Source organism: Providencia sp. UF-224 (assembly GCF_058245955.1).
Window position 1 is genome coordinate 18,162 of record NZ_JBSICC010000031.1, and the last position, 24,105, is coordinate 42,266.

The window sequence follows — 24,105 nt, forward strand, 5'->3', positions numbered from 1 at the left end:
TTTTTTTCGTTTATTTTTTGGGATTGGTCATCTTTCTGAATGATAGAACCTTGCAAGGCGTAGAAAGCGTCGCGAGGATCATCTACAATAGTCGTATATAAATAGCAGTAATGTTCTCTTTATTAATAATGAGCATAACGTTACTGACAAAATAATTAGCAATGTAAGCAATGTGAGTAAGTCGTAAAGCGCAATGACCTTATTAGCCTTAGGCATCAATCATAAAACGGCACCAGTTGCCCTGCGTGAGCGGGTGACTTTTGGTCCTGAAAAAATCGACCATGCACTTGAGGATCTTCTTAAACAGCCTCAAGTGAATGGCGGCGTTGTGCTGTCTACGTGTAATAGAACAGAACTGTATTTGAGCCTTGAGTCGCAAGACAAAGCGCAAGAGCAGCTGGTTAAATGGTTGTGTGATTTCCACGGAATTACCCCAAAGGATTTGCAGCCTAGCCTGTATTGGCACCAAGATGACCACGCCGTTAGCCACTTAATGCGAGTGGCAAGTGGCCTTGACTCCTTGGTATTAGGGGAGCCGCAAATTTTAGGCCAAGTGAAAAAAGCGTTTGCACTTTCACAAGATAGCCATTCGTTATCCAGTGAATTAGAGCGTTTATTCCAAAAATCATTTTCTGTCGCCAAACGCGTGCGAACTGAAACAGATATTGGTGCGAATGCGGTGTCTGTCGCGTTTGCAGCTTGTACTCTGGCTCGTCAAATCTTTGAATCACTCAAACATTTGAATATTTTGTTAGTCGGAGCAGGGGAAACTATCGAGCTCGTAGCTCGCCATTTGCGTGAGCACGGCGTGCAAAAGATGATGATAGCCAACCGAACCCGTGAGCGTGCTGAACTGTTAGCCAATGAAGTTAACGCCCAGGTGATTTCATTATCGGATATCGATAGCCGCTTAGCTGAAGCTGACATCGTGATCAGCTCGACCGCCAGCCCGCTGCCAATTATTGGTAAAGGCATGGTTGAGCGTGCAATGAAAGTCCGCCGCAGTAAGCCAATGTTATTAATCGATATTGCTGTACCGCGGGATATCGAACAAGATGTTGAAAAACTTCGCGATGTGTACCTGTATACTGTTGATGACCTTGAGTCCATCATTGCGCAAAATTTAGCGCAACGTAAAGCAGCAGCGGTTGAAGCGGAGTTTATTGTTGAACAAGAAAGCAGCCATTTTATGGATTGGTTGCGTTCACAAGCCGCAGTGTCTACAATTCGCGATTACCGAGAGCAAGCTGAGGCAATCCGAGCTAATATGGCCGAAAAAGCTTTAGCAGCTGTTCGACAAGGCGCTGACCCTGAGCAAGTGATTATGCAGTTATCGCAGCAACTTACCAACCGCCTTATTCACGCTCCGACCAAATCGCTGCAACAAGCAGCGGGAAATGGCGATGTTGAGCGTCTAAATCTACTTAGGGACAGCTTAGGGCTGGACCATCAATAACCACTTTTTAATCATAGGTCTTATATAACGAATGAAGCCTTCTATTGTCGCAAAACTAGAAGCATTACAAGAACGCTACGAAGAAATCGAAGCGCACCTTGCAGATGCGGGTGTGATTGCCGATCAAGACCGTTTTCGAGCTTTATCAAAAGAATATGCGCAATTATCAGATGTAGCGAAATGCTTTAGCGCATGGCGTACAGTGCAGGACGATATCGAAACGGCAGAAATGCTGTTAGACGATCCTGAAATGAAAGAAATGGCTCAAGAAGAGCTTAAAGAAGCCAAAGCACGTAATGAAGAGCTTGAGCAACAACTACAATTATTGTTACTTCCTAAAGACCCTGATGACGAATATAACTGTTTCGTAGAAATTCGTGCAGGTGCAGGTGGTGATGAAGCCGCAATTTTTGCTGGCGACTTATTCCGTATGTACAGCCGTTATGCAGAGAATAACCGCTGGCGTGTTGAGCTAATGAGCACCAGCGATGGTGAGCATGGCGGTTATAAAGAAGTTATTGCAAAAATTTCCGGTGACAGTGTTTACGGGCGTTTAAAATTTGAGTCTGGTGGACACCGTGTGCAGCGTGTTCCTGAGACTGAATCTCAAGGCCGTATTCACACTTCTGCGTGTACTATCGCGATTTTGCCTGAATTGCCAGAAGCTGAGTTACCTGAAATCAGCCCTGCGGATTTACGTATTGATACTTTCCGCTCATCAGGGGCGGGTGGTCAGCACGTTAACACCACCGACTCGGCAATCCGTATTACTCACCTTCCTACAGGGATTGTGGTGGAGTGCCAAGACGAGCGCTCGCAACATAAAAACAAAGCGAAAGCGATGTCGGTATTAGGTGCGCGTATTCGCCAAGCCGAAATGGACAAGCGCCATGCAGCTGAAGCGTCAGAGCGTCGTAACTTGCTGGGTTCTGGGGATCGCTCAGACCGCATCCGTACTTATAACTTCCCGCAAGGTCGTGTCACGGATCATCGCATCAACTTGACGTTATACCGTTTGGATGAAGTGATGGAAGGAAAATTGGATGCATTAATCCAGCCTATCATCAACGAATACCAAGCAGACCAACTTTCTGCACTTTCTGAGCAGGAATAATGCAGTATAGCGAATGGCTAAAGCAGGCAGTCAGCAGACTGTCTGCAAGCGATAGCGCAAAGCGGGATGCAGAAATCCTGCTTGAACATGCCACGGGTCGCAGCCGTACCTACCTTTTTGCTTTTAGTGAGACTGAACTTAGCGCGTTAGAACTGCAGCAAGCTGAACAGCTATTGCAACGCCGAGAGAAAGGTGAGCCAATTGCCTATATTATCGGCGAGCGTGAGTTTTGGTCGTTACCACTTTATGTATCACCTGCCACATTAATTCCAAGGCCAGACACAGAATGTTTGGTCGAACAAGCATTAACACGTTTAACAAATCAACCTTGTGATTTATTGGATTTAGGCACAGGAACGGGCGCGATTGCTTTAGCCGTCGCCTCTGAGTTGCCTAACAGCCACGTTATTGGCATTGATTTCAATCCTGAAGCAGTGAAGTTAGCGCAACGAAACCAACAACGTTTGAATATTGCCAACGTTCAATTTATGCAAAGTGATTGGTTTACTTCCCTATCATTTCAACAATTTGATATGATTATGAGTAATCCGCCTTATATTGACGAAAATGATAATCACCTGAGTGAAGGTGACGTGCGTTTTGAGCCAGCTACTGCATTAATTGCAAAAAATGAAGGGCTAGCTGATTTGGCATTGATCATTGATAAATCAAAAAACTATCTTAAAAATCAAGGTTGGTTACTTCTTGAACATGGCTGGACACAAGGTTCGGCCGTGCGTGATTTATTTGCAAAACATGGGTACACCCAAATTGAGACGTGTCTCGATTACGGTGGGCAAGAAAGAGTTTCACTCGGTCAATGGAATGGTTAAGTGGGCACAGTAGTGGGAATGTAATGAAGACCATAGCGAATATTGAATTTAATCAGCTCCCCTTAAGTGAAGGGATTATGACCGTTTCTCAATGCATCCGTCATGATTTCCCGTTGATGAAAGTCCAAGCTCAATTAGATAGCCTTGTCGTATCTGCAAAATCGGTCATCGATTTACACGCTGATAATGAAACTAAAGTGGAACAGTTAGTTACACTGTTTTATCAGCAGTGGTCATTTGGCCCGGCACAGGGCATCTATGCATTATCAGATATGCTTTGGCTTGATAAAGTATTAGCGTCTAAACAAGGTACACCCGTCACATTGGGTGCTATTTTGTTGTATATCGCTCAGCATTTAGATATTGATATCCGGCCTGCCATTTTTCCAACCCAATTATTAATTATTACGGAAAAACGGGATGGAAAACCGTGGTTTATTAACCCAGCGAATGGCGAGTCGCTATCACTTCATACATTGAATATGTGGCTAAAAGGTACTGTTGATCCTTTCTCTGAGTTTTTCCAAGATCAACTCGATGTAGCTGAAAATAGTATTATTATTCGCAAGATTTTTGACACGCTAAAAGCGGCGCTGATGGAAGAGAAAAAAATGGAGGTCGCGTTGCGAGTGTGTGAAACACTGCTGACGCTAGACCCTGAAGACCCTTATGAGATTCGTGATCGCGGGTTAATACTGGCGCATTTAGATTGTAATCATGTGGCGTTAAGTGACCTTAATTATTTTATCGAGCACTGCCCAGAAGATCCTGTATCTGAAATGATTAAAATTCAAATTTATTCATTGGATAATCATCCAATCGTATTACATTAATTAACGCAATGACAGACAGCCTGTCTTAACTTTAAAGGTAAGAGTATGCAACAGAAAGTAGTCAATATTGGTGATATCAATGTCGCGAACAACTTGCCATTTGTGTTGTTTGGTGGAATGAACGTCCTTGAATCTCGCGATATGGCAATGAAAGTGTGTGAGCACTATGTCACTGTAACGCAAAAATTGGGCATTCCTTATGTGTTCAAGGCGTCATTTGATAAAGCGAATCGCTCATCTATCCACTCTTACCGTGGTCCAGGTCTTGAAGAAGGGATGAAAATTTTTCAAGAACTGAAACAAACCTTTGGCGTAAAAATTATCACTGATGTGCATGAGCCTTCACAAGCCGCACCAGTTGCTGAAGTGGTTGATGTCATTCAATTACCAGCATTTTTAGCACGCCAGACTGATCTCGTTGCTGCGATGGCAAAAACGGATGCTGTCATTAACATCAAAAAACCACAGTTTATTAGCCCGGGCCAGATGGGTAATATCGTTGAGAAGTTTATTGAAGGCGGTAATGACAAAATTATTCTGTGCGACCGTGGTGCAAACTTTGGTTATGACAACTTAGTTGTTGATATGCTTGGGTTTAATGTCATGGTGCAATCATCTAAAGGCTGCCCAGTGATTTTTGACGTGACCCACGCATTGCAATGCCGTGACCCATTTGGTGCAGCATCAGGTGGTCGCCGTGCTCAAGTTGCTGAATTGGCGAGAGCAGGTATGGCAGTGGGTATCGCTGGTTTATTCCTTGAAGCGCATCCAGACCCAGATAACGCACGTTGCGATGGTCCATCAGCATTACCTTTAGATAAACTGGAACCATTCCTCAAGCAAATGAAAGCTATTGATGATGTGGTGAAAGGGTTCCCTGAGTTAGACACTAGCCGTTAAGTTTGGTGTAAATGCAACTCACTGAAGTCGTTTCCATGTTCGGCGCTGACCTCCAGCGCCGATATGGTGAGAAAATTTATAAAATTACCTTGCACGGGGGCTTTAGCTGCCCAAACCGCGATGGCACCCTTGGCCGAGGGGGCTGCACCTTCTGTAATGTGGCCTCTTTTTCCGATGAGAGCCAATCTAGCCAAAGCATTAGTGAACAAATATCAGACCAAATCACCCGTATTTCCCGCGCTAAACGCTATCTTGCTTATTTTCAAGCCTACACCAGCACCTATGCAGAAGTGCATCTACTCAAACAGTTGTATGAAGAGGCATTGCAACAAGCCGATATCATTGGCTTGTGCGTAGGTACACGCCCCGATTGTGTGCCTGAGTCCGTTTTATCGCTATTAAGTGAGTATAAACAACAAGGTTATGAAATTTGGCTCGAGCTTGGGTTACAAAGTGCTCATGATAAAACATTGCATCGGATTAACCGTGGTCATGGGTTTGATGCCTACCAACAAACGACAAAAAAGGCGCGTCGACTTGGCTTAAAGGTGTGTACGCATTTAATCTGCGGCCTACCTGGTGAGAATGATCAGATGAATATGCAAACCTTAGAGAAGGTGCTTGAATGTGGCACAGATGGTATCAAACTACATCCTTTGCACATAGTTGAAGGCAGTGTGATGGCTAAAAGTTGGCGAGCAGGGCGTTTATCAACATTATCGTTAGACGAATATACTGCTATTGCTGGCGAAATGGTACGCCATACACCGAAAGACATTGTTTATCATCGCATTAGCGCCAGTGCAAGAAAGCCGACTTTACTCGCACCGCAGTGGTGTGAAAACCATTGGGTTGGCATGAATAATTTATATCAATACTTTTTACAACATGGTGGGCAGGGGTCTGCACTGCCATAAAAAGAAAAGTGGTCGATGATTTTTGATATTAAATTAAACCGCTATGAGAAATAACATAGCGGTTTAATGTCACTTTATATTATTCCGCTGCTAATTTTTTAGCCTGTTCAATCGTTTTAGTCGCTTCGAGTGCGTTATCCATAGAGTTATGGAAGCTCAATACGCCATCAATGGGGGCAACTTTGGCGCGAGCCAAGGTTTTTAGCGGTTGGAATGGAATATCACAAACCATCACATGGGTGTCTTTACGCACTGCGTCAATGAATTTTTCAAAGGCTTCTAACCCCCCTGCATCCAGCACGGGTACTGCATCCCATTGCATGATGATGGTTTCATATCCTGCACTTTTTACGCGCAACTCATCGAAAATACGTTCTGCAGCGGCGAAAAAGAGTGGGCCATTAATACGCACGACTAATCGGCTATTTTCTTCATCCGTTTCAGCTAGTTGTGTTGAACGTGTCATATTCGCAATACGGCGCATAAATAGCAGTGATGCCAACACGATACCCACAGTAATGGCAATGACCATGTCGAATAGAACAGTTAAAGACATGCATAACAGAAGAACGATGATGTCGTCTTTAGGTGCGCGTTTGATGAGATAAACCACTTTCCCAGCTGCGCTCATATTCCATGCCACAATCAACAATAATGCTGACATTGCCGCGAGAGGTAAGTAAGAGAGCATTGGTGCCAGTACAAGTAAGGTCAGCAACACTAAAATTGAGTGAATAACCGCAGAAATAGGGGATGTGGCTCCCGCACGGACGTTGGCAGCAGAGCGGGCAATTGCTGCCGTTGCAGTGATCCCACCAAAAAATGGTGCTGCAATATTACCAACGCCTTGGCCAATGAGCTCACTATTTGAATGGTGCTTTTTACCTGTCATATTATCAAGTACAACAGCACAAAGTAGCGACTCTATCGCGCCCAATACGGCCATCGAAAATGCTGCTGGCATCAGTGCGGTGATCATTGCCCAACTAATTGGCGCACTACCGGGCAGTTCCCACGGCAAAATAAATTGCGGCAAAATAGGGGGGATACCACTTCCTTCAGTGCCATCAGGCAGAAAATAACTAAATTCAGAGCCAATTGTGGCGACTTCTAACCCAAATAATGAAAGCACCCACATGACTAGCGTGCCAACGACAAGCGCAGGCAAGTGACCCGGGAATTTTAACTTTAACTTAGGCCAAAAGATTAAGACAAGCAGTGTGGATAAACCAATCAGTGTGTCACTGTATTGAAACGTTGGGAACGTATTACCAATGGCAATCAGTTTATCAACATAGTTCTCAGGAACATGTTCCATCTGCAAGCCAAAAAAATCCTTGATTTGCATGGTGGCAATAGTGATGGCAATACCTGAGGTAAAGCCCAAAGTCACTGATACGGGAATATATTCAATAAATTTACCAAAGCGGGCAAAACCCATTGCCAGTAAAATAACACCCGACATCAGCGTGGCAACTAACAAGCCACTGAGGCCGAACTGTTGTGATACAGGGTATAAAATAACCACAAACGCAGCGGTAGGGCCTGAAACGCTATAACGTGAACCACCCGTAATAGCGATAATAATACCCGCAACCGCAGCGGTATAGAGGCCATATTGAGGGGGAACACCACTGGCAATCGCTAAGGCCATGGCTAATGGAATGGCGATAATCCCAACAGTAATACCCGCAATTAGGTCTTTTATAAACCGTGCTGCGGTATATTTTTCTTTCCAACATGAATCGATTAATGCGCTAAAAGGGCGCAACCTATTAATATTTTTTGTACTCATTATACCCTACCAAATAACAGGGTGAAAAATAAACGAAAATGTATCTATAAGGATACGCTTAGCTAAGCTCAAAAAATCTGTTATGTATCAATGAAACGCCAATTATCATAACGTTTTCAGTAACAAAAGTAAAAACCATCTAATTTACGGGGTAAATAAATTCAATATATATTTATACATATTAAAGCTGATCTGGAATCTATTTGGTAAATAATAAATTAACAAAATTTAAAATTTATAGTAATACTAAATTATAGATTGAAAAATTAATACTAGACGAGCGTTATTATATTGCTATTACAGTCACTAATAGCCATGCCCAAAGGATAACAACAGACAAGAGAGCACGGTTAAATAAGGTCTTTGTACCTTGCCAGCGCTGCTCCATCGTACGGTTATTGGGCTTGTTAGGCATAAAGAAACTTAGCGCATAATCAAAGGGTTCAGTCGTTCCTTGCTGATAAATTATTTTGAAAAAATGGTTATCAAGCCACAAACGATAAATATAATAGTGGCAAATGATAAATAAAATCATGCTGATAAATAAATAATACTTCCCGTTATTTATTCCTAAAAAAAGACTAAGTTGAAAAATTAAACCCAGCACAGAGCTAATCGCTAAATAGAGCCAGCTTCGAGTCAATACTAGAATGACTTCGCCGCAGTTTTTATCGGTAAGTTGGTTCATTTTTGCGTCCTATTTAAATGATAACGTGCAAACCAGTTATTTAATTGCTCTTTAGTTGCTGGGTTTAAAATAACTTGTGGCCTTGCGTGTTCTACCATTTCAACGGCTTTATCTATTGTTTGAGCATCACCATGGTGAACTAACCACGCAACAGCAACGGTGGCACTGCGTGAATAGCCTAATTTGCAATGAATATAGACAGCACCATGCTGGGCCAAGGTATCCATCGTATGCACAGATTGCTCAATATCTTCTGCGCTTAGTGGTAACAAATCGATTTGTGGCTGGCTACAATATTTCAGCCCTTTGCTAAAAGAATTGCGAGGCCATTCGCAAGTCATGTCTAAAACGGCTGGGGTTTGCAAAGGATAAAGCGGGCGGCCTCCCAAAACGATATGTTGGTTCACTATACTGGGTTGCCGACAATGTTTAGCAAAGTAATGATAGGTCCCCCAAGCAATGAGGCGATAAGGCAACAATAAAATTGTAGCGGACGGGGAAATCTTGCCATCAGGTGTTTTTTGAAAAACACTGGCACCAGCGCCTAAATAACCTAGGGTAATAAATAACAAAGCAATCGCGGGCCACAGCAACACCCAAGCAGCGCCCTGAATTAAAAAAGCGAGTGTAAAACAAACTATTGAGCCAAGACCGTAATTTTTGCTCATTTTAAAACTACGTGGCGACCCAGTGTAGTGCCATTGCCAGCGTGTATTAATAGGTAACAAATAACTGACAAGCAAACCCACCGCAAAGCCAGAAATAACATCAATAAAATGATGCTGCCATGTAGTGAGGACAGAAACTAAGATTAATACAGACCAACCGTGGAGCAACCAGCGCCATTGTGTTGGCGTATGAACTCGAAAACGTAACCATAGGAGCCATAACAAAATGATATGTAATGAAGGGGCTTGGTTAAACGGCAGATCAAACAGTTCTAAGCTATCAAACATCCAACCAAAAGCGCCATCCGTCGTGGGGCGCGGAAAACTAAATTTAAGTGGAAATAACAAGAAACCAACGCAGGCACAAACAGAAGCAGCAATTAATCGTAGCCCATGAATTGTTTGCTCACGTCGTGTTGTACAGATAAATAATGATAACCCATAGAATAGGTCAATACTCCAATAGGGAATAATGGTCCAAGGCACAAATGGGATGTGTTTCTCCCATGCATACACAAAGGAGGGGACATTGGTTAAGGTGGCTGTGTAATTATTGACTTGCCCATAAGTGAGAAAGAAAAATGGTGCTAAAAATATCAGCCACAATAGGCCAAACAACAAAATTTGTCGTTTAGATGATGGCTTAGTGGATTGATGGTGGGCTGTCATTGTCCTTTTCAATATTCCTTTGTGCTTTACAAGACATTTAAGGGGAAATCGTGAGTACTGCAATTAATTGTTTATAGGAGAAAATATCTATTTAACTGACAACATAGGGGCTTTGATAAAAAGAAGCAATAGAGATAGCCAATATTAGCAAGATTGAGGTTGGCAGAACTAACGGCAACCAACCTCAATGGCAGGTTAAGAAATTAACGGCGCCTTGCTATTGATACGCTGAATATTCCCCAGTTATCAATAGACTGATTTAGTTTTTCGAAACCTGCCTCGTCGACTAATGCATCCATTTCGCCTTGGCTGCGGCAACGCATCACCCAAGCTTGCCCGCCTTGGTGGCTGGGTAAAACGCGGGCAATCATTTCCACTTGAGGGTGCCATGGTTGGCAAGTGTAAATGAGGAGTCCACCTGAAGGTATTGCTCTTGATAACCCATCTAATGAAGCTTTAATTAATTTATTGCTTGGGAATAGTTCGTATAACCCACTCACGACACCCAGCGTTGGCGCAGGTGTTACTGACGCTAAATCATCAGCGTCGAAGGCATTACCTTCAACAAAACGGATTTTATCTTCAAGGAAACGCTCTTTTATGTGTAAGCGGCCTTGTTCTACGTTAATTGGGCTGTAATCACGTAAGAGAACAGATTCGACTTTGCCATAATCGTTAATTGCATCAAAGATATAGCGGCCTTGACCCGCTGCAATATCCATAATTCGTACTGGCATATTGTTATCGGTTAAGTCGCGAATAGCTTGGCGTAAGGTATTCTCAATATTAACTTTACGCTGGCGGATCCCTTGCCAGCCAATACTATTGAGGTATTGCCTGTCAATTATGCGCCCGAATAGGCCTTTTCCTTCGGCTTTGTCACGATAAACATAGTCTAAGGTTGAGCCTGAATCGAAGCCTTTATCGTAGCCTATGCGAACGCCTTCAGAAGCTTTGCCTAAGGTGCTCATTGATTTACTCATAATTTTGAAGGCAAGGTTTTTTGGGCACCATTTTGGTAGTGGCGTCGCCAGTTTGCGGTAATTTTCTGCGCTAGTGCTCCATGTATCTTCATACTGGTAATCGTGTCGGTAAACAGGGAGATTAAATAATTTACCAATAAAATCACGTATTTTTTCGATAGGAATATGCCTTTCTTTTTCACCTAACGTATCGTGATAAAAGCCCGGCAAGATGTGCTTTTCTTTGATTGGTGTATTTAAGCGCTCAAAAAACTGATGCTGTGGACGGTGATGGACAACATGGTCGCTGCCAGATATAAACAACTGAGTTGGCAGGGTAATTGCGCTGGCATCAGCAACGACTCTATCTGCCGTTTTATACAATTCGAGTAAGATATTAACGGCAATAGGACGAGTGATCAGCGGGTCTCGGTTAAATGAATCAATACGCTGCTCATCATGAGTTAGAAACTTCGCTTTGACATAAGAATTCACATAGAACAAACCTCGCACTTTTTGCATCAAAGCTAACCCTGTGCGGGCAAAAGGCACATACAGTTTAACTTTAAAAGCCGGTGAGGCTAAAACCATTCCACGAATTTTTGGCGCATAGTCGTGTACCCATGCTGAGACTAAAACAGCGCCTACGCTTTGCCCAATGACAATAATATTTTCTAAGGGGATTTGATATTGGGTGGATACATATCGAACAAATTCATCAACATCATGTATAGATGTTCCAAGGGAAGGGCTATAGCCCCTTGGGCCTTCATTTCGTCCATGTCCCCGCGCATCCCAAGCAAACATGGCGTAATCAGGAAGGTTTAATTCATCAACGAGGTGTGCTACACGGCCTGAATGCTCATGGCCTCGATGGAATAGAATAATGGCTTTATCCGTCGGCACTTGTGTTGGCCAATGACGATAAAAAAGTGGCGTGTGATCGCTGGTCGTAAATTGCGATTCTAAAACAGGGCGTTGCGTCAGATAATCTGTCTGAGCGTTCATAATTATTCCTTAATTATTGTCCGAAGGCGTGCGAAGTTCATCCAATGCACGGCGAATACGGTTATAGCAGGTATAAAGCAGCAACAAAGATAGAATAACAAAGAGATAGTTTACCCAGCCTGCAAGCAGTAGCTGCGGGAAAATGCTCACGAACAAACCGAGGGCGCCAAAAATAAAGGCACGGTCGCTTTTCCCGATAGGGCCGTCATAGCGCCTAGAAGCGCCTATTGCTTGTGCGGTAACACCAATAAATTCAGTGAGTAATGAGAGAAATAAAATAAGTAAAATTAGCCAAATCGCGTGAGGGAAAATAATGGCGAAAGGTAGGTATAGCGCAACATCAGAAACAACATCGCCCAACTCATTGAGTATCGCACCTAAGTGGCTTTTTTGGTGATGATCTCGCGCTAACATGCCATCTATTGCATTGAGCGCCATGCGAATAAACAACACAAACGGCAATAAAATAAACAGATGTGGATTTGGGAAGAAAAACAAAACTAACCCGACAATCACGGATAACAATAATGCTGCCAACGTTACCTGATTAGCAGTGACCCCAGCATTAAATAATTTACGGACTATCGGGCGAAGCAGATCTTGAAATTTTGGTTTCAGATCATAAATGGTCATTTTTTTTCCTTTTATATGCCATGCAAGAGCACTTTTCTTTGTGACATATCAATACGCTATTCATCAACAGCCGCAATAAGAGCTATCTTAAGTTAATATATTTCACGTAGGGATATAGTGAAGATGAAAGGGAGGTTTTATTGATTAATATATTGAAATGGCAGGGAAAAACAATATATCAACAAACCTTAAACCAAGTTTGTTTAATATTAAGTAAAAATAGTAAATGCGCAATAAGATACCCGATCATGCGATTATTTTTTGCTTATCAATCGTTGAGCGCATGCGTTTAAACTGGCTGGGCGTCATAGTGGTCATTTCTTTAAATTTTCGGCAAAAAGCACTGTGATCGGTATAAGCGCACTTTATCGAAATATCAGTAATTGAAAAATCATCTTCTAATAACTCAATCGCATGTTCGAGACGTTTTTTCTGGATATATTGTTGAGGGGTAATTAAAAAAATGGCTTTAAATTGACGATTTAATTGTGAAAGTGAAAGTCCTGAAATGTCGGCAAGTTCCGTGATTTTAATTGCGGTATCAAAATGGTCACTAATATAACGCTCGACTAGGCTAAGCTGGTTATTCAGTTTTGGACTGACAGACTTAATATCTTGTAAATCTACAGAAATCCCAGCCACACCAATCACTTGATTGCGCGTGTTAAATATCGGTACTTTTGTCGTTAAACACCAACCAAGTAACCCCGCTTTATAAAGATGCAGCTCAAGCTTATTTATCACACTGATTTTCTTTTCCATCACAAGGTAATCTTGCGAACTATAGCTTTGCCCTAGTTCTGCGTGGAATAACTCTTCGGCACTTTTACCAATTACATCATTAATTCCCTTCATTTTACAGCGGGTTGCCAGATTATCATTGGCAAGTAAATAGCGTGCATTATGGTCTTTTACAAAAAAAGTGACATTGGGAAGCGTATTAATTAGCGGCATGACTAAACCGAGATGGTTTAGTAAAACGTCAATGTTATCAACGGGAAAAAGCATATTTTCCTGACTGATTAATAATAACTTATTTAGATTGATCATGCTGCGCTCCCAAATATTAAATTATTGTTACTAATTTTCTTGAATATTTTTAGATTGTGCAGAAAAACGCATAAGTTCGATGGAAAGATATCAAGATTGATTAACAAAAATCAAGCAATCTATTAACAAATTATGGTTAATAGGGTGCTAATCAATGCAATCTAAATATTCTAAAATTGAAGTAATAGATTCCCATACCGCAGGGGAGCCAACGCGCTTAGTGATTGATGGGTTTCCACCGTTAGGTGACGAAAGCATGGCCACCCGCTTGGCAATATTGCGTGATAACCATGATGAATGGCGAAGAGCAATCATTTTAGAGCCGCGGGGTAATGACATATTGGTCGGTGCACTGTTGTGTAAACCACAAAACCCACAAGCAGCGGCAGGGGTGATCTTTTTTAATAACGAAGGTTACCTTGGGATGTGCGGGCATGGAACGATAGGCTTAGTCGCCTCCTTACATTTTCTCGGGAAAATCTCTTATGGAAAGCATTTGATTGAAACCCCTGTAGGAGAGGTCACGGCGGAACTGCACAGGGATGGTAGCGTGAGCATCCAGAACGTGTATTCGTATCGTTATCGCAAAGGGGTACAAGTTGATGTACCCGATGTCGGCATTATCACAGGCGATATCGCGTGGGGCGGCAATTGGTTTTTTCTTGTGGAAAACTCACCCGTTTCGATTGATTTTAAAGAGGTTAAATCGTTAACAGAAGTGAGCTTAAAAATTAAACAAGCACTTGTTGACCAAAAAATATTTGGTAAAGACGGGCAAGAAATTGATCACATCGAATTATTTGGTTCACACCCAACAGCAAATAGCCAAAGTTTTGTGTTATGCCCCGGTGCCGCGTATGACCGCTCGCCGTGCGGCACAGGTACCAGTGCCAAGTTAGCTTGTCTAGCGGCGGATAAAAAACTCGCAGCAGGCGAAATTTGGCATCAAGCCAGTGTAATTGGCAGTGAGTTTCAAGGGAGCTTCCAGCCTGCGGATGAAAACGGAATTGTCCCAACCATTCGCGGAAATGCCTATATTAGCGGGCAAAATACGCTGCTTATTGATGAGCAAGACCCATTTCGTTTCGGTATTTCGGTTGCGTAAGGGGATGGCGATGAAGCGTCAATATTCAGTGATTGTTGTCGGCGGTGGAATTATTGGCCTTAGCATCGCGCTTACAGTACAAGCTAACGGTACCGACGTTCTGCTGGTGGATAAAAATGATATTGGCTCAGGGGCATCGTTTGGTAACGCAGGGCACATTGCGACAGAGCAAGTTTTTCCCATTGCAGACCCTTCTGTTTTGAAATCGATTCCGAAAATGTTGCTCGATCCACTTGGCCCATTGCGTCTGGATTGGCGTTACTTATTGCCTCTCACGCCTTGGATGTTAAAGCTATTAGGTAATATGCGTCATAAGCCGTTTACCCATATTCACCAAACATTAATGGCGTTAAATAGTGCGGCTTTTGGCTCATGGCAGGCATTCATTCAAAAATGGCAACTTGATGACCTCGTTAAAATGCAGGGGTCATTATTAGTGGCTGAAAAAAAGGAAACCCTTGAAAAGCTCCATCAGCATAGCGAGTATTTGCAAAAAATTAACGTACACAACTCAGTTATCAATCAGTCGGAGTTACTTGAGCGTGAACCTGCACTTGCTACGAGCCAAATTGGGGGGGTATTTTTCCCCAATACAGGGCATGTGGTTGATTTAGCAGAATTACATTCGAAGCTTGCGCATTCATTTGTTGAGTTGAGTGGAGATATCTTGACTGACTGTGAAGTTACTGCGATATCCTCGACATCAAATAAAGAAGCCTCTATCACAACAACCCAAGGGAAATTTACAGGGCAAAAAGTGGTTATCGCAGGCGGTGCATTTTCTAAGTCATTAGTCAAAATGGTCAGCCGTATTAATGTGCCCCTCGAAACAGAGCGAGGCTACCATTTAATGCTACCCCAAGAACAAAGTCTACTGAGTATTCCTGTATCCAGTATGGACAGGCGTTTCATTATGACACCGATGGCAGGGGGACTGCGCCTTGCTGGTACGGTTGAATATGCTGGGTTAAAGCGCCCTGCAAATATGCAGCGAGCTCGCCACTTTTTGCCATTGGCTTCCCCCATGCTAAAGGCTCCTTTAAATGACGCACAATCGTCACCGTGGATGGGGTTTCGCCCGTCAACATCTGATTCATTGCCAGTCATTGATAATAAAGGCCCATATATTTTTGCCTTTGGTCACCAACACCTAGGGCTCACACAGGCGGCTATTACCGCTGATCTTGTCAATAGTTTTATTCACGAGCAGCCGACCGCTATCGACTGCACCCCTTTTTCTATTGAGCGATTTTTATAATTCTAAGGAGAATTCAAATGAATTTTCATGGCATTTTGGTCCCTTTAATTACCCCTTTTCATGATGATTACTCATTAAATATTAGTGCATTAGCTGATTTAACTGAAAAACTTATTGAGCGAGGTGTCACGGGGTTAGTGGTCTGTGGCACGACAGGGGAATACTACGCGTTAAATGAAGATGAGCGCAAAAACGTTTTATCAACCGTGAGCAAAATTGCGAAGGGGCGCGTAACGTTGATTGCAGGGGTTAATGATTTATCAACGGAAGGTGCGATCGCCCGCGCAAAACAAGCAAAAGACCTTGGATATGAAGGTTTAATGTTATCACCACCACCGTATAGTTTGCCTGATCAACAAGGGGTGTACGGCCATTATAAAAAAGTGGCAGAGGCTACAACGCTGCCGATCATTATGTATAACTTCCCTGCACGAATTGGTATCGAAATTGAATATGACACAGTGGTTAAGCTGGCGAAAATCGACAATATCGTTGCCATTAAAGAAAGTAGTGGAGATTTCAGCCGCGCCTTACGCCTATTACAGACACCGTTTAATAACTTTGAGGTGATTTGTGGTTGTGATGACCAACCCGTTGACTTCTTCTTTTGGGGTTCAAAAAGTTGGATAGCAGGTGCGGGCAATGTGTTCCCTGCGGAGCAAGTCGCTATTTTTAAAGCAACGCAAAAGGGCGATTGGCAAGAAGCAAAAAAAATCATGAATAAAATATACCCAGGAATCTATTCCATGGAGTCCGGTGATTATAACCAAAAAGCGAAAGCAGGTTGTTTAAATGGCACATTTAACGCAGGCCCTGTGCGTTTGCCGTTAACCAACTTGGCTGCTGAAGCTAAAGGTGAATTCGTCAAATTAATCAAACGGTAAGGGGATAATAATGAGACTAAACCAACAGCAGGTTTTTGACCTCGCTAAACAAGGGAAGCTGTGGGCGGGTAATTTAATTGATGGGGCGAAGGTTTCTCAGGCTAAATTAGAAAACCGCACACCAATCGATAATAGCCTTATCGGATATATCGCTGATGGTGAGGCACAAGATATTGATGCAGCTGTGAAAGTGGCGCGAGATGCTTTTAAACGTGGCGAGTGGAGCGCACTTTCCCCCCAAGAACGCAAAGAGATAATGCTCAAGTGGGCAGATTTAATTTCTGAACACAGTGAAGAACTCGCTGCACTTGATTGCATTGATGCAGGAAAACCCATTACGGAATGCATCAATACCGATATGCCCGCAACGGTTGAAACCTTTTATTGGTATGCCGAAGCAATTGATAAGTTGTTTGGCAAAATAGCGCCAACAAGCCAGCAAGAACTCGGGTTGATTGTAAGAGAACCCATTGGTGTTGTAGGTGCTGTTCTGCCATGGAATTTCCCTGCTCAAATGTTTGCATGGAAAGTTGCACCTGCTCTTGCTATTGGCAACTCAGTGATTGTTAAACCTGCGGAGCTAACCTCATTAAGCGCGTACCGAATGGTTGAACTGGCGTATGAAGCAGGCGTGCCGAGGGGGGCATTAAGTTTAGTTTGCGGATTGGGTGAAAAAGTGGGAGAAGCGCTGGGGCGCCATCCAGATGTGGATGTGGTGTCATTTACGGGTTCAACCGAAGTGGGGCGCTTATTTTTAAAATATTCAGCGGAAAGCAATTTAAAAGAAATTGTCCTCGAATGTGGGGGTAAAAGTCCACAGGTTGTTTTTGAGGATGCCAACCTAGATGCTGCTGTTCCCCATATCATGGCTGCCGCCTTTTGGAATATGAGTGAAAACTGTAGCTGTGGTTCTCGCTTAATTGTGCATGAAAATATTAAACAAGCACTGTTGGATAAACTGGCGGTTGCAGCAAAAGAATGGAAAGTGGGAGACCCGAGACAGCCGGATGTATCAATTGGGCCAATGGTCGAAAAAGCGCATTTTGATAAAGTGACATCGTTTTTAGCGACCACACAGCAAGAGGGGGCAAAGATTGTTACTGGAGGCAAAATTCACCATGAAATAGGTTCCGGTTGGTATATCGAACCTACTATCTTCGATAATGTAACGCCAGATATGACGTTGTTTCAACAGGAAGTCTTCGGCCCTATCTTAGCGGTAACGTCATTTAAAACGCAAGAAGAGGCCATCGCACTCGCAAATGATACACAGTATGGCTTAGCGGCTTCGTTTTATAGTCAAAATATTCACCAAGCCATGCGCGTTGCTCGCCAAATCAATGCGGGAACGGTGTCTGTTAATGGCTTTAGTGAGGGCAATATTACCACGCCATTTGGTGGTTTTCGTCAATCGGGTTTTGGCGGGAAAGACAATGGATTAGAGGCTTTTGAGCAGTATAGCCAAACCAAAGTTATCTGGTTTGTTCATCAATAAATTACGTTGACCTGAGCCTACAAAGCTCAGGTTTTTTTTACCCTGCAAACACACAATAAACAATTACAATAACGAAGGAGTACAAAATGGAAGCCATCGTTAATACCATCGTTGGTTACATCTGGGGTAATGCACTGGTGTTCTTATCACTGGGCGTAGGACTCTATTTCACTTTAGCGACACGCGGCGTGCAATTTCGCTATCTCATCAAAATGGTTTGTTTATTAAAGGAAAATAAAGCGTCAAAAGAGGGGATTTCATCCTTCCAAGCCTTTTGCTTAGCATTATCAGGGCGTGTTGGGGTGGGTAATATTGCGGGTGTTGCAACAGCGATTGCCGCGGGCGGCCCGGGTGCTATCTTTTGGATGGTCGTCATGGGGTTATTAGGCGGTGCGAGCGCCTTTATTGAATCTACGCTTGCTCAAATCTATAAACAACGTTCAGATGGGCAATATCGCGGCGGTTCCCCTTATTATATTGAAAAAGGGCTAAAGCTTAAGCCGTTTGCCATTATTGTTGCTGCGGTGATTTGCTTATCTTATGGTGTCTTAGTGCCAGGTATTCAGGCTAATACGATTGCAGATTCTTTCCAAACTTCATTTAATCTTCCACCTATGGCAACAGGGGCGATTGTCACGGTATTAATGGCATGGCTTATCTTTGGTGGCGTAAAACGTATCGCGAGCGCGGCAGATAAAATTGTTCCCTTGATGGCGATAGCTTATCTGGTGATGATGGTGATCATTTTGGGCAGCCACTATGAAAAAGTGCCTGCAATGTTTAATTTAATCTTCCAAAGTGCATTAGGTATGGATGCAGTCTTTGGGGGGATTGTTGGAACTGCGGTATCGTGGGGTGTTCGCCGTGCAGTATTTTCCAATGTGGCGGGGGCGGGTGAGGCAACATTTAGTTCGGCGGCCGCAGAAGTGAGCCATCCTGTCAAACAAGGGCTTATTCAAGCATTCTCAATCTACATTGATACCGTTGTTGTGTGTACCGCCTCAGGCTTAATGATCCTCGTCACCAATATGTACAATGTGTTCCCTGATGGCTCTGCAACCGCGCTGGTGGAATATATCCCCGGTGTTGCAGCGGGAACGGCATGGACACAAATGGCGGTTTCTACTGTATTTACCTCCGCAGGTTCGGGGTTTGTATCCATAGCGGTGTTCTTATTCGCATTCACCACACTAATGGCTTATTACTATATTGCTGAAACCACCATTGTTTACCTTGACCGCAAATTAGCGTACCCCGTGCTAAAACTGGTACTTAAATTTGTGTTCTTAATTATTGTCTTTATGGGGAGTGTGCAATCAGTAAGTTTGATGTGGAGCTTAGGCGACATTGGGTTTGGCAGTATGAGTTACCTTAATTTAATCGCGATAGTGTTTCTTTCTAAACCCGCTCTAAGAGCACTGCGAGATTATGAAAGACAGGAAAGATTAGGTGTAGACCCCGTATTCGACCCGAAAGTGGCTGGCGTAGAAAATGCAGAGTTATGGGAAGATATTAGCCGTGAATATCATGAACAAGGTATTGGAATTACGCAGAAGAATGCTCAAAACAATGGAAAGTTACAGATAAAAGAAGAGGAAAACTAGAAGAAAAAATGGCGGTGAGGGAGGGATTCGAACCCTCGATACGTTGCCGTATACACACTTTCCAGGCGTGCTCCTTCAGCCTCTCGGACACCTCACCGTTTTTTCTAAATCCGTTGCATATCAGAGATAAATCCTGCTGTGCAACGGGGCGCTACTATAGGGAAAATAGCGTCTTGCGTCAACTCCCTATTTATTCTTTTTCTTACTTTTATTACTGTTTAGCTAAATAAAAATCAATTTGATTAATATCTAATCTTAATTAGTTGCTTGTTAAGGCAAATCATTTTTTTAATGTTAATAAGAACTGCAAGGATTAATCATAAAAATCGTTAGCCAGTTAACAAAATCCTCAATGAATGTGATCTTGGTTGCGGTATGGACTTGAAAATAAACGCCATTGCGCACACTCTGTTAGAAACCTAAGAGGAGTTGCCATGAATATTTTATTTTACCATCCATTCTTTAATTCAGAACAATGGATTGAAGGTATGCGTGTTAGATTACCACAAGCTAATATTCGCCAATGGGAAAAAGGGGATAACCAAAGCGCAGATTACGCCATGGTGTGGCTGCCACCCTATGAATGCCTTGCAGGGCGCAATGATTTAAAAGGTATTTTTGCATTAGGTGCAGGTGTGGATGCTATCTTAAAGCAAGAGCAAGATAAGCCGGGAACATTGCCGGCGGGTGTGCCTGTCATGCGCTTAGAGGACACAGGGATGGCGATTCAAATGGAAGAATATGCCTGTGCTAAAGTACTTGCGTACTTTCGTCGTATGGATGAATACCGCCAGTTGCAGTCACAGCGCCAATGGAAGCAATTGCCAGCATATCAACACGAAGAATTTGTGATTGGTGTGATGGGGGCTGGTGCTTTGGGGCAAGCCGTTGCGAAGCGCTTAGTCAGCTTTGGCTTTCATGTTAGAACATGGAGCCGCTCCGAGAAACACATCCCTGACGTAAAAAGTTATTATGGCAATGATCAGCTGTCAGCATTCCTTTCGGGGACTCGCGTAGTCATTAACCTATTACCAAGCACACCAGAAACGGCTGGGATTTTAAATCAACAACTGTTCAGCCAATTGCAACAAGGCGCTTATGTGATTAACTTAGCCCGCGGCGCGCACTTAATTGAGCAAGACTTACTTTCTGCGCTGGATGCAGGGCAAATCGCGGGTGCGGCGTTAGATGTGTTCGCGAGTGAGCCGTTATCCCAAATGCATCCGTTCTGGACGCATCCGCGAATTGCAATTACACCGCATGTGGCTGCATTTACACAACCGAAAGAAGCCATGGACATGATTGTCAGTAATATCAAACGCATTGAAGCGGGGGAAGCCCCTGTTGGTGTGGTTGATATGGAGCGTGGTTATTAATTACGTCTAAAAGAATTGCAAGCTACCCGCTTTTTGTTAGCTTGCAATTTTCTTGTGTTTTTCTTCTCTAATACGTTTCCTATTTTTTCGGTATACTTAGCTTAAGAGCGAGTCGCAACTGAATTTTAAATAGGAAAACCCATATGAACGAATTCTCAATCGTCTGCCGTATTTTAGGGACATTGTTCCAACGCAGTGCAAATGATGACCTCGTCAAACCCCTGATGGAATTGATAGCGCAGGATAAACTAAAAGCGTCTTGGCCACTGGAACAAGATGAATTATGGGCACGTATGGCGAAAGGGATGGATATCAACGCGATCAGTGCTGACTACCAAGCCTTGTTTGTCGGTGAAAACGCAACAGTATCCATGCTGGCCAATGATTATGACGAAGAAGTCACTGAAGCCGAAATCCGCGAGTTTTTAGCGGTAAGAGGCATGACCTTAACGGATGCACCAGTGAGCACGTTTGGTGCGTTATTGCTGGCGGCTTCTTGGTTAGAAGACCAAGCTGCAGAAGATGAAACCGCGGCACAAGAAGAACTATTTGATAGCTACATTCTTAGCTGGTATGGCGCATTTTTAGGGAAAGTTGAAGCTCATGCTACGACAGCATTTTATCGTACGTTAGCACAAATCACCCGCGATGCAGTTATCGCACTGCGCGATGAATTAGATTCAGAAGCCGAATAATTTTGACGTTATCACGTTGGATTTGAGCGCGATATTAAACTGTATTGATTAATATTTTTGATTGAATTAAAAAGGCAACAGATTTCCCTGTTGCCTTTAATGCTTTTCTCAATCGAAATAATTTATGGTCAGAATTAATCCACCAATGGAATGACCAGTTTGCCCGGTTTAATTTCTAGCCCTTTCGCCAGTTTTTTAGCGGTTGCTTCTGCGGCGCCGTTATCTGGATTAAGCACATACACCGGTTGTGTTTCGAAGAAAGTCTCAAGAGAGCTATTCAGATAAGGGATCACAGCTGACATCGCGGTGTCCATATTCTCTGGAGTGACTTTATAGTTGCTGATATTCAGCTCTTTTAAGTAAATAGACCCGGTTTTTGCGTCAAAAATAGGGCGAGCTGTTAAGGTTAAGCTAATTTGCGCTTCAGCTTTGCCGATTAACGAGTCTAACTTAACCGTTGCATCCCCATTTAAGGCGATTTTTCCCGGTTCACTACGGCCGATTTCAGATTTTAAATTCGCCAGTTGGATATCGGCGTCAGCAAGTCCTGAAATGCCAACTTTGTGGTCATACTTTACTTTATTAGCAAGGTAACTATTTATTTGTGACTCACTAATACTGAATTCTGATAATTGACTACAGCCCGTTATTAGAGTGATGAAACCAATCATTGTGGCCAATAAAAACTTTTTCATAATGACTCCTTTTACAGTAATACCGCTAGTTTAGCGCATTACTGCCCACTCAACATGACTGTTTCAATTTTTTTACGGTTAAATTGCTTATGCAATGCCCACAGCGTAATAAAACCGATGATCCCCAATAAAAACCACGGTAATTGAGGCATGTTCCATTGATGACCAATATCGTACATCCAGCCCCCACCGGTATAGCCGACGGCACCGCCTAGGGCAAGGCCGAGACGGCTAAAGCCCATATAACTGCCACGTGCGCGAGGGTCGGCAAGTGACGCGCTCAGCGTTTCCCTTGCTGGGTCAGCTGTCACGGTGCCTAAATAGAACAGGCAAATCAGCGCAAATAACATATTCAGGGAGGTTGTCATCCCAATCGGGAACATGCTTAAACTCATTAAAAATAAGCCTGCCATCAACCGCTGTTCAAGTCGAAAATGTTTTTCACTCCAGCGCGCAATGGGGTAAAGCAAGGTGAGGGAAATGGCCGCTTCGATGGCATACATCCATTTCACCGCCGTTGGTGTTCCCGCTAACTCATTGACGACAATTGGGAACATCAACATCACTTGTACGGAAAGCATAAAATAACCAGCTAAGGTCACAACATAGGTGACAAACCGTTTGTCCTTTAAGACGCGGTTCATACCCTCTTTGATTGGCGTTCTCACGGTTGAGATCCGATAAGCGGGGAGTAGCCATGCATTGCAGATAGCGGCAATGATAAACACGGCGGCACCAGCCCAGCAGACATAGTGGAAATCATATTGCAGCAGCCAGCTACCAATTAGGGCACCAATAACAGCACCAGCGCTGTCTTGCATCAATAAAAGTGAGTAGAAACGACCACGTTCGTAGGGGCGAGTGAGTTTGATAACTAGCGCCGTTCTGGGAGGGTCAAATAGCGTGCCACCAAGGGCAGAAAGCACGCAAGATAGCCATAGCACCCAAGGGTCGTAAGCAACAGCCATCACAGCAAAACCACTTGCACGCAAAAGCATCCCGATAACAATCATAGGCTTAGCGCCAAATCGGTCAGCAATGGCACCACCAAAAATGCCTAAACCCTGTTGAACAAATTGCCGTAGGCCCAATGCGAAACCTACCACGACGGCGGCCCAACCAAGTTGGTCAACAAATCGGATTGAAATCAAAGGAAAAACGACAAAAAAGCCGAGGACAACCAACATGTTGTCGAGCAAAAGAAAATATTTACCAAGGCTTCTTGCCCGTGACACCTGCGCCATGACACACCATTAAAAAAATAGCTAAGGGGGGAATGTTCCATAATGTTACTTATCAATAATATCAGTATAATAGCGGTCAATAGATGATATTTTTTTATCGAGGGTATGCTCTATGATCGATGATTTATTTTTATCGATGCAATAGCCGTCATATTTTGCACCGCAGCGTTGTTGGCGACACTTAGCTACCCTAATCACATACTTTTGTATGCTCATAGGGATA

The 24,105-nt window shown here is 43.3% G+C and carries 21 protein-coding genes and 1 tRNA gene; 13 read left to right on the forward strand and 9 right to left on the reverse strand.

From position 1 onward, the window contains the following. Nucleotides 1-193 precede the first annotated feature (193 nt). Genes hemA through mnmL form a run of 6 tightly spaced genes read left to right on the forward strand, consistent with a single transcriptional unit; the run spans nucleotide 194 to nucleotide 6,053 of the window. Nucleotides 194-1,456, forward strand: a complete 1,263-nt coding sequence (hemA, locus tag AC4IFO_RS19675) for a glutamyl-tRNA reductase (RefSeq protein ID WP_490736981.1) — start codon at nucleotides 194-196, stop codon at nucleotides 1,454-1,456. A gap of 31 nt (nucleotides 1,457-1,487) precedes the next feature. Further along, on the forward strand, nucleotides 1,488-2,570 hold the full coding sequence (gene prfA, locus AC4IFO_RS19680; RefSeq protein ID WP_219248445.1) for a peptide chain release factor 1: 1,083 nt from the start codon (nucleotides 1,488-1,490) through the stop codon (nucleotides 2,568-2,570). Beyond that, nucleotides 2,570-3,403, forward strand: a complete 834-nt coding sequence (gene prmC, locus AC4IFO_RS19685; RefSeq protein WP_490736984.1) for a peptide chain release factor N(5)-glutamine methyltransferase — start codon at nucleotides 2,570-2,572, stop codon at nucleotides 3,401-3,403. Before prfA ends, prmC begins: the two co-directional genes overlap by 1 nt. A gap of 23 nt (nucleotides 3,404-3,426) precedes the next feature. Further along, nucleotides 3,427-4,236, forward strand: coding sequence for an invasion regulator SirB1 (gene sirB1, locus AC4IFO_RS19690; protein WP_490736986.1), 810 nt, complete (start codon nucleotides 3,427-3,429; stop codon nucleotides 4,234-4,236). Nucleotides 4,237-4,281: 45 nt separating this feature from the next. Beyond that, nucleotides 4,282-5,136, forward strand: a complete 855-nt coding sequence (gene kdsA / locus AC4IFO_RS19695) for a 3-deoxy-8-phosphooctulonate synthase (RefSeq protein WP_219248439.1) — start codon at nucleotides 4,282-4,284, stop codon at nucleotides 5,134-5,136. 11 nt (nucleotides 5,137-5,147) lie between these two features. Continuing rightward, entirely contained in the window at nucleotides 5,148-6,053 is a 906-nt protein-coding gene (mnmL, locus tag AC4IFO_RS19700; RefSeq protein ID WP_490736988.1) for a tRNA modification radical SAM protein MnmL/YtqA, read from the forward strand. 79 nt (nucleotides 6,054-6,132) lie between these two features. On the opposite strand, the gene dauA is transcribed toward mnmL, so the two are convergent. The 6 genes from dauA to AC4IFO_RS19730 all read right to left on the reverse strand — a co-directional run bounded on the left by dauA (nucleotide 6,133) and on the right by AC4IFO_RS19730 (nucleotide 13,526). After that, nucleotides 6,133-7,848: a C4-dicarboxylic acid transporter DauA gene (dauA, locus tag AC4IFO_RS19705; RefSeq protein WP_490736990.1), complete on the reverse strand. Its 1,716-nt coding sequence runs from the start codon at nucleotides 7,846-7,848 to the stop codon at nucleotides 6,133-6,135. A 286-nt stretch (nucleotides 7,849-8,134) separates the two neighbouring features. Next, the gene (locus tag AC4IFO_RS19710) at nucleotides 8,135-8,536 is read right to left on the reverse strand and encodes a hypothetical protein (protein ID WP_490736992.1); all 402 of its coding nucleotides are present in this window, start codon (nucleotides 8,534-8,536) and stop codon (nucleotides 8,135-8,137) included. Then, a complete protein-coding gene (locus AC4IFO_RS19715; protein WP_490736994.1) occupies nucleotides 8,533-9,873 on the reverse strand; it encodes a phosphatase PAP2/dual specificity phosphatase family protein in 1,341 nt (446 codons plus the stop codon). Before AC4IFO_RS19715 ends, AC4IFO_RS19710 begins: the two co-directional genes overlap by 4 nt. A 203-nt stretch (nucleotides 9,874-10,076) precedes the next feature. Beyond that, nucleotides 10,077-11,843, reverse strand: a complete 1,767-nt coding sequence (locus AC4IFO_RS19720) for a bifunctional alpha/beta hydrolase/class I SAM-dependent methyltransferase (RefSeq protein ID WP_490736996.1) — start codon at nucleotides 11,841-11,843, stop codon at nucleotides 10,077-10,079. A 9-nt stretch (nucleotides 11,844-11,852) separates the two neighbouring features. Next, nucleotides 11,853-12,476, reverse strand: coding sequence for a CDP-alcohol phosphatidyltransferase family protein (locus AC4IFO_RS19725; RefSeq protein WP_490736998.1), 624 nt, complete (start codon nucleotides 12,474-12,476; stop codon nucleotides 11,853-11,855). Between the two features lie 246 nt (nucleotides 12,477-12,722). After that, nucleotides 12,723-13,526, reverse strand: a complete 804-nt coding sequence (locus tag AC4IFO_RS19730) for a helix-turn-helix domain-containing protein (RefSeq protein ID WP_490737000.1) — start codon at nucleotides 13,524-13,526, stop codon at nucleotides 12,723-12,725. Between the two features lie 154 nt (nucleotides 13,527-13,680). Here AC4IFO_RS19730 and AC4IFO_RS19735 point away from each other — a divergent pair, with 154 nt between their 5' ends. The 5 genes from AC4IFO_RS19735 to AC4IFO_RS19755 all read left to right on the forward strand — a co-directional run bounded on the left by AC4IFO_RS19735 (nucleotide 13,681) and on the right by AC4IFO_RS19755 (nucleotide 19,872). Beyond that, a complete protein-coding gene (locus tag AC4IFO_RS19735; RefSeq protein ID WP_490737002.1) occupies nucleotides 13,681-14,631 on the forward strand; it encodes a 4-hydroxyproline epimerase in 951 nt (316 codons plus the stop codon). Between the two features lie 10 nt (nucleotides 14,632-14,641). Continuing rightward, entirely contained in the window at nucleotides 14,642-15,889 is a 1,248-nt protein-coding gene (locus AC4IFO_RS19740; RefSeq protein WP_490737004.1) for an NAD(P)/FAD-dependent oxidoreductase, read from the forward strand. A gap of 17 nt (nucleotides 15,890-15,906) precedes the next feature. Further along, a complete protein-coding gene (gene dapA / locus AC4IFO_RS19745; RefSeq protein ID WP_490737006.1) occupies nucleotides 15,907-16,773 on the forward strand; it encodes a 4-hydroxy-tetrahydrodipicolinate synthase in 867 nt (288 codons plus the stop codon). A 10-nt stretch (nucleotides 16,774-16,783) separates the two neighbouring features. Then, nucleotides 16,784-18,268 (forward strand): aldehyde dehydrogenase, encoded by a 1,485-nt coding sequence (locus tag AC4IFO_RS19750; RefSeq protein ID WP_490737008.1) that lies wholly within the window; start codon nucleotides 16,784-16,786, stop codon nucleotides 18,266-18,268. An 86-nt stretch (nucleotides 18,269-18,354) separates the two neighbouring features. After that, nucleotides 18,355-19,872 carry an alanine/glycine:cation symporter family protein gene (locus tag AC4IFO_RS19755; RefSeq protein ID WP_490737010.1) on the forward strand — a complete coding sequence of 506 codons (1,518 nt, stop codon included), beginning with the start codon at nucleotides 18,355-18,357 and terminating at the stop codon, nucleotides 19,870-19,872. Nucleotides 19,873-19,881: 9 nt separating this feature from the next. Here the strand turns inward: AC4IFO_RS19755 and AC4IFO_RS19760 are convergent. Then, nucleotides 19,882-19,969, reverse strand: a tRNA-Ser gene (locus AC4IFO_RS19760). A gap of 337 nt (nucleotides 19,970-20,306) precedes the next feature. Here AC4IFO_RS19760 and ghrA point away from each other — a divergent pair. Beyond that, on the forward strand, nucleotides 20,307-21,248 hold the full coding sequence (gene ghrA, locus AC4IFO_RS19765) for a glyoxylate/hydroxypyruvate reductase GhrA (protein WP_490737012.1): 942 nt from the start codon (nucleotides 20,307-20,309) through the stop codon (nucleotides 21,246-21,248). Nucleotides 21,249-21,391: 143 nt separating this feature from the next. Beyond that, entirely contained in the window at nucleotides 21,392-21,943 is a 552-nt protein-coding gene (locus AC4IFO_RS19770) for a TorD/DmsD family molecular chaperone (protein WP_490737014.1), read from the forward strand. A gap of 134 nt (nucleotides 21,944-22,077) precedes the next feature. On the opposite strand, the gene AC4IFO_RS19775 is transcribed toward AC4IFO_RS19770, so the two are convergent. Then, complete coding sequence (locus AC4IFO_RS19775; RefSeq protein ID WP_206084148.1) at nucleotides 22,078-22,638, reverse strand: lipoprotein; 561 nt, start codon at nucleotides 22,636-22,638, stop codon at nucleotides 22,078-22,080. A 38-nt stretch (nucleotides 22,639-22,676) separates the two neighbouring features. Continuing rightward, nucleotides 22,677-23,882: a multidrug efflux MFS transporter MdtH gene (mdtH, locus tag AC4IFO_RS19780; protein ID WP_353241840.1), complete on the reverse strand. Its 1,206-nt coding sequence runs from the start codon at nucleotides 23,880-23,882 to the stop codon at nucleotides 22,677-22,679. Between the last annotated feature and the right edge of the window lie 223 nt (nucleotides 23,883-24,105).

Excerpts from the sequence above, each read along its gene's own strand:
- hemA (WP_490736981.1), top strand. The coding sequence starts at position 194 with ATGACCTTATTAGCCTTAGGCATCAATCATAAAACGGCACCAGTTGCC.
- AC4IFO_RS19740 (WP_490737004.1), top strand. The coding sequence starts at position 14,642 with ATGAAGCGTCAATATTCAGTGATTGTTGTCGGCGGTGGAATTATTGGC.
- mdtH (WP_353241840.1), bottom strand. The coding sequence starts at position 23,882 with ATGGCGCAGGTGTCACGGGCAAGAAGCCTTGGTAAATATTTTCTTTTG.
- dapA (WP_490737006.1), top strand. The coding sequence starts at position 15,907 with ATGAATTTTCATGGCATTTTGGTCCCTTTAATTACCCCTTTTCATGAT.
- AC4IFO_RS19720 (WP_490736996.1), bottom strand. The coding sequence starts at position 11,843 with ATGAACGCTCAGACAGATTATCTGACGCAACGCCCTGTTTTAGAATCG.
- sirB1 (WP_490736986.1), top strand. The coding sequence starts at position 3,427 with ATGAAGACCATAGCGAATATTGAATTTAATCAGCTCCCCTTAAGTGAA.
- prmC (WP_490736984.1), top strand. The coding sequence starts at position 2,570 with ATGCAGTATAGCGAATGGCTAAAGCAGGCAGTCAGCAGACTGTCTGCA.
- ghrA (WP_490737012.1), top strand. The coding sequence starts at position 20,307 with ATGAATATTTTATTTTACCATCCATTCTTTAATTCAGAACAATGGATT.
- AC4IFO_RS19735 (WP_490737002.1), top strand. The coding sequence starts at position 13,681 with ATGCAATCTAAATATTCTAAAATTGAAGTAATAGATTCCCATACCGCA.
- AC4IFO_RS19710 (WP_490736992.1), bottom strand. The coding sequence starts at position 8,536 with ATGAACCAACTTACCGATAAAAACTGCGGCGAAGTCATTCTAGTATTG.
- dauA (WP_490736990.1), bottom strand. The coding sequence starts at position 7,848 with ATGAGTACAAAAAATATTAATAGGTTGCGCCCTTTTAGCGCATTAATC.
- AC4IFO_RS19715 (WP_490736994.1), bottom strand. The coding sequence starts at position 9,873 with ATGACAGCCCACCATCAATCCACTAAGCCATCATCTAAACGACAAATT.
- AC4IFO_RS19755 (WP_490737010.1), top strand. The coding sequence starts at position 18,355 with ATGGAAGCCATCGTTAATACCATCGTTGGTTACATCTGGGGTAATGCA.
- mnmL (WP_490736988.1), top strand. The coding sequence starts at position 5,148 with ATGCAACTCACTGAAGTCGTTTCCATGTTCGGCGCTGACCTCCAGCGC.
- AC4IFO_RS19730 (WP_490737000.1), bottom strand. The coding sequence starts at position 13,526 with ATGATCAATCTAAATAAGTTATTATTAATCAGTCAGGAAAATATGCTT.
- kdsA (WP_219248439.1), top strand. The coding sequence starts at position 4,282 with ATGCAACAGAAAGTAGTCAATATTGGTGATATCAATGTCGCGAACAAC.
- AC4IFO_RS19775 (WP_206084148.1), bottom strand. The coding sequence starts at position 22,638 with ATGAAAAAGTTTTTATTGGCCACAATGATTGGTTTCATCACTCTAATA.
- AC4IFO_RS19770 (WP_490737014.1), top strand. The coding sequence starts at position 21,392 with ATGAACGAATTCTCAATCGTCTGCCGTATTTTAGGGACATTGTTCCAA.
- AC4IFO_RS19725 (WP_490736998.1), bottom strand. The coding sequence starts at position 12,476 with ATGACCATTTATGATCTGAAACCAAAATTTCAAGATCTGCTTCGCCCG.
- prfA (WP_219248445.1), top strand. The coding sequence starts at position 1,488 with ATGAAGCCTTCTATTGTCGCAAAACTAGAAGCATTACAAGAACGCTAC.
- AC4IFO_RS19750 (WP_490737008.1), top strand. The coding sequence starts at position 16,784 with ATGAGACTAAACCAACAGCAGGTTTTTGACCTCGCTAAACAAGGGAAG.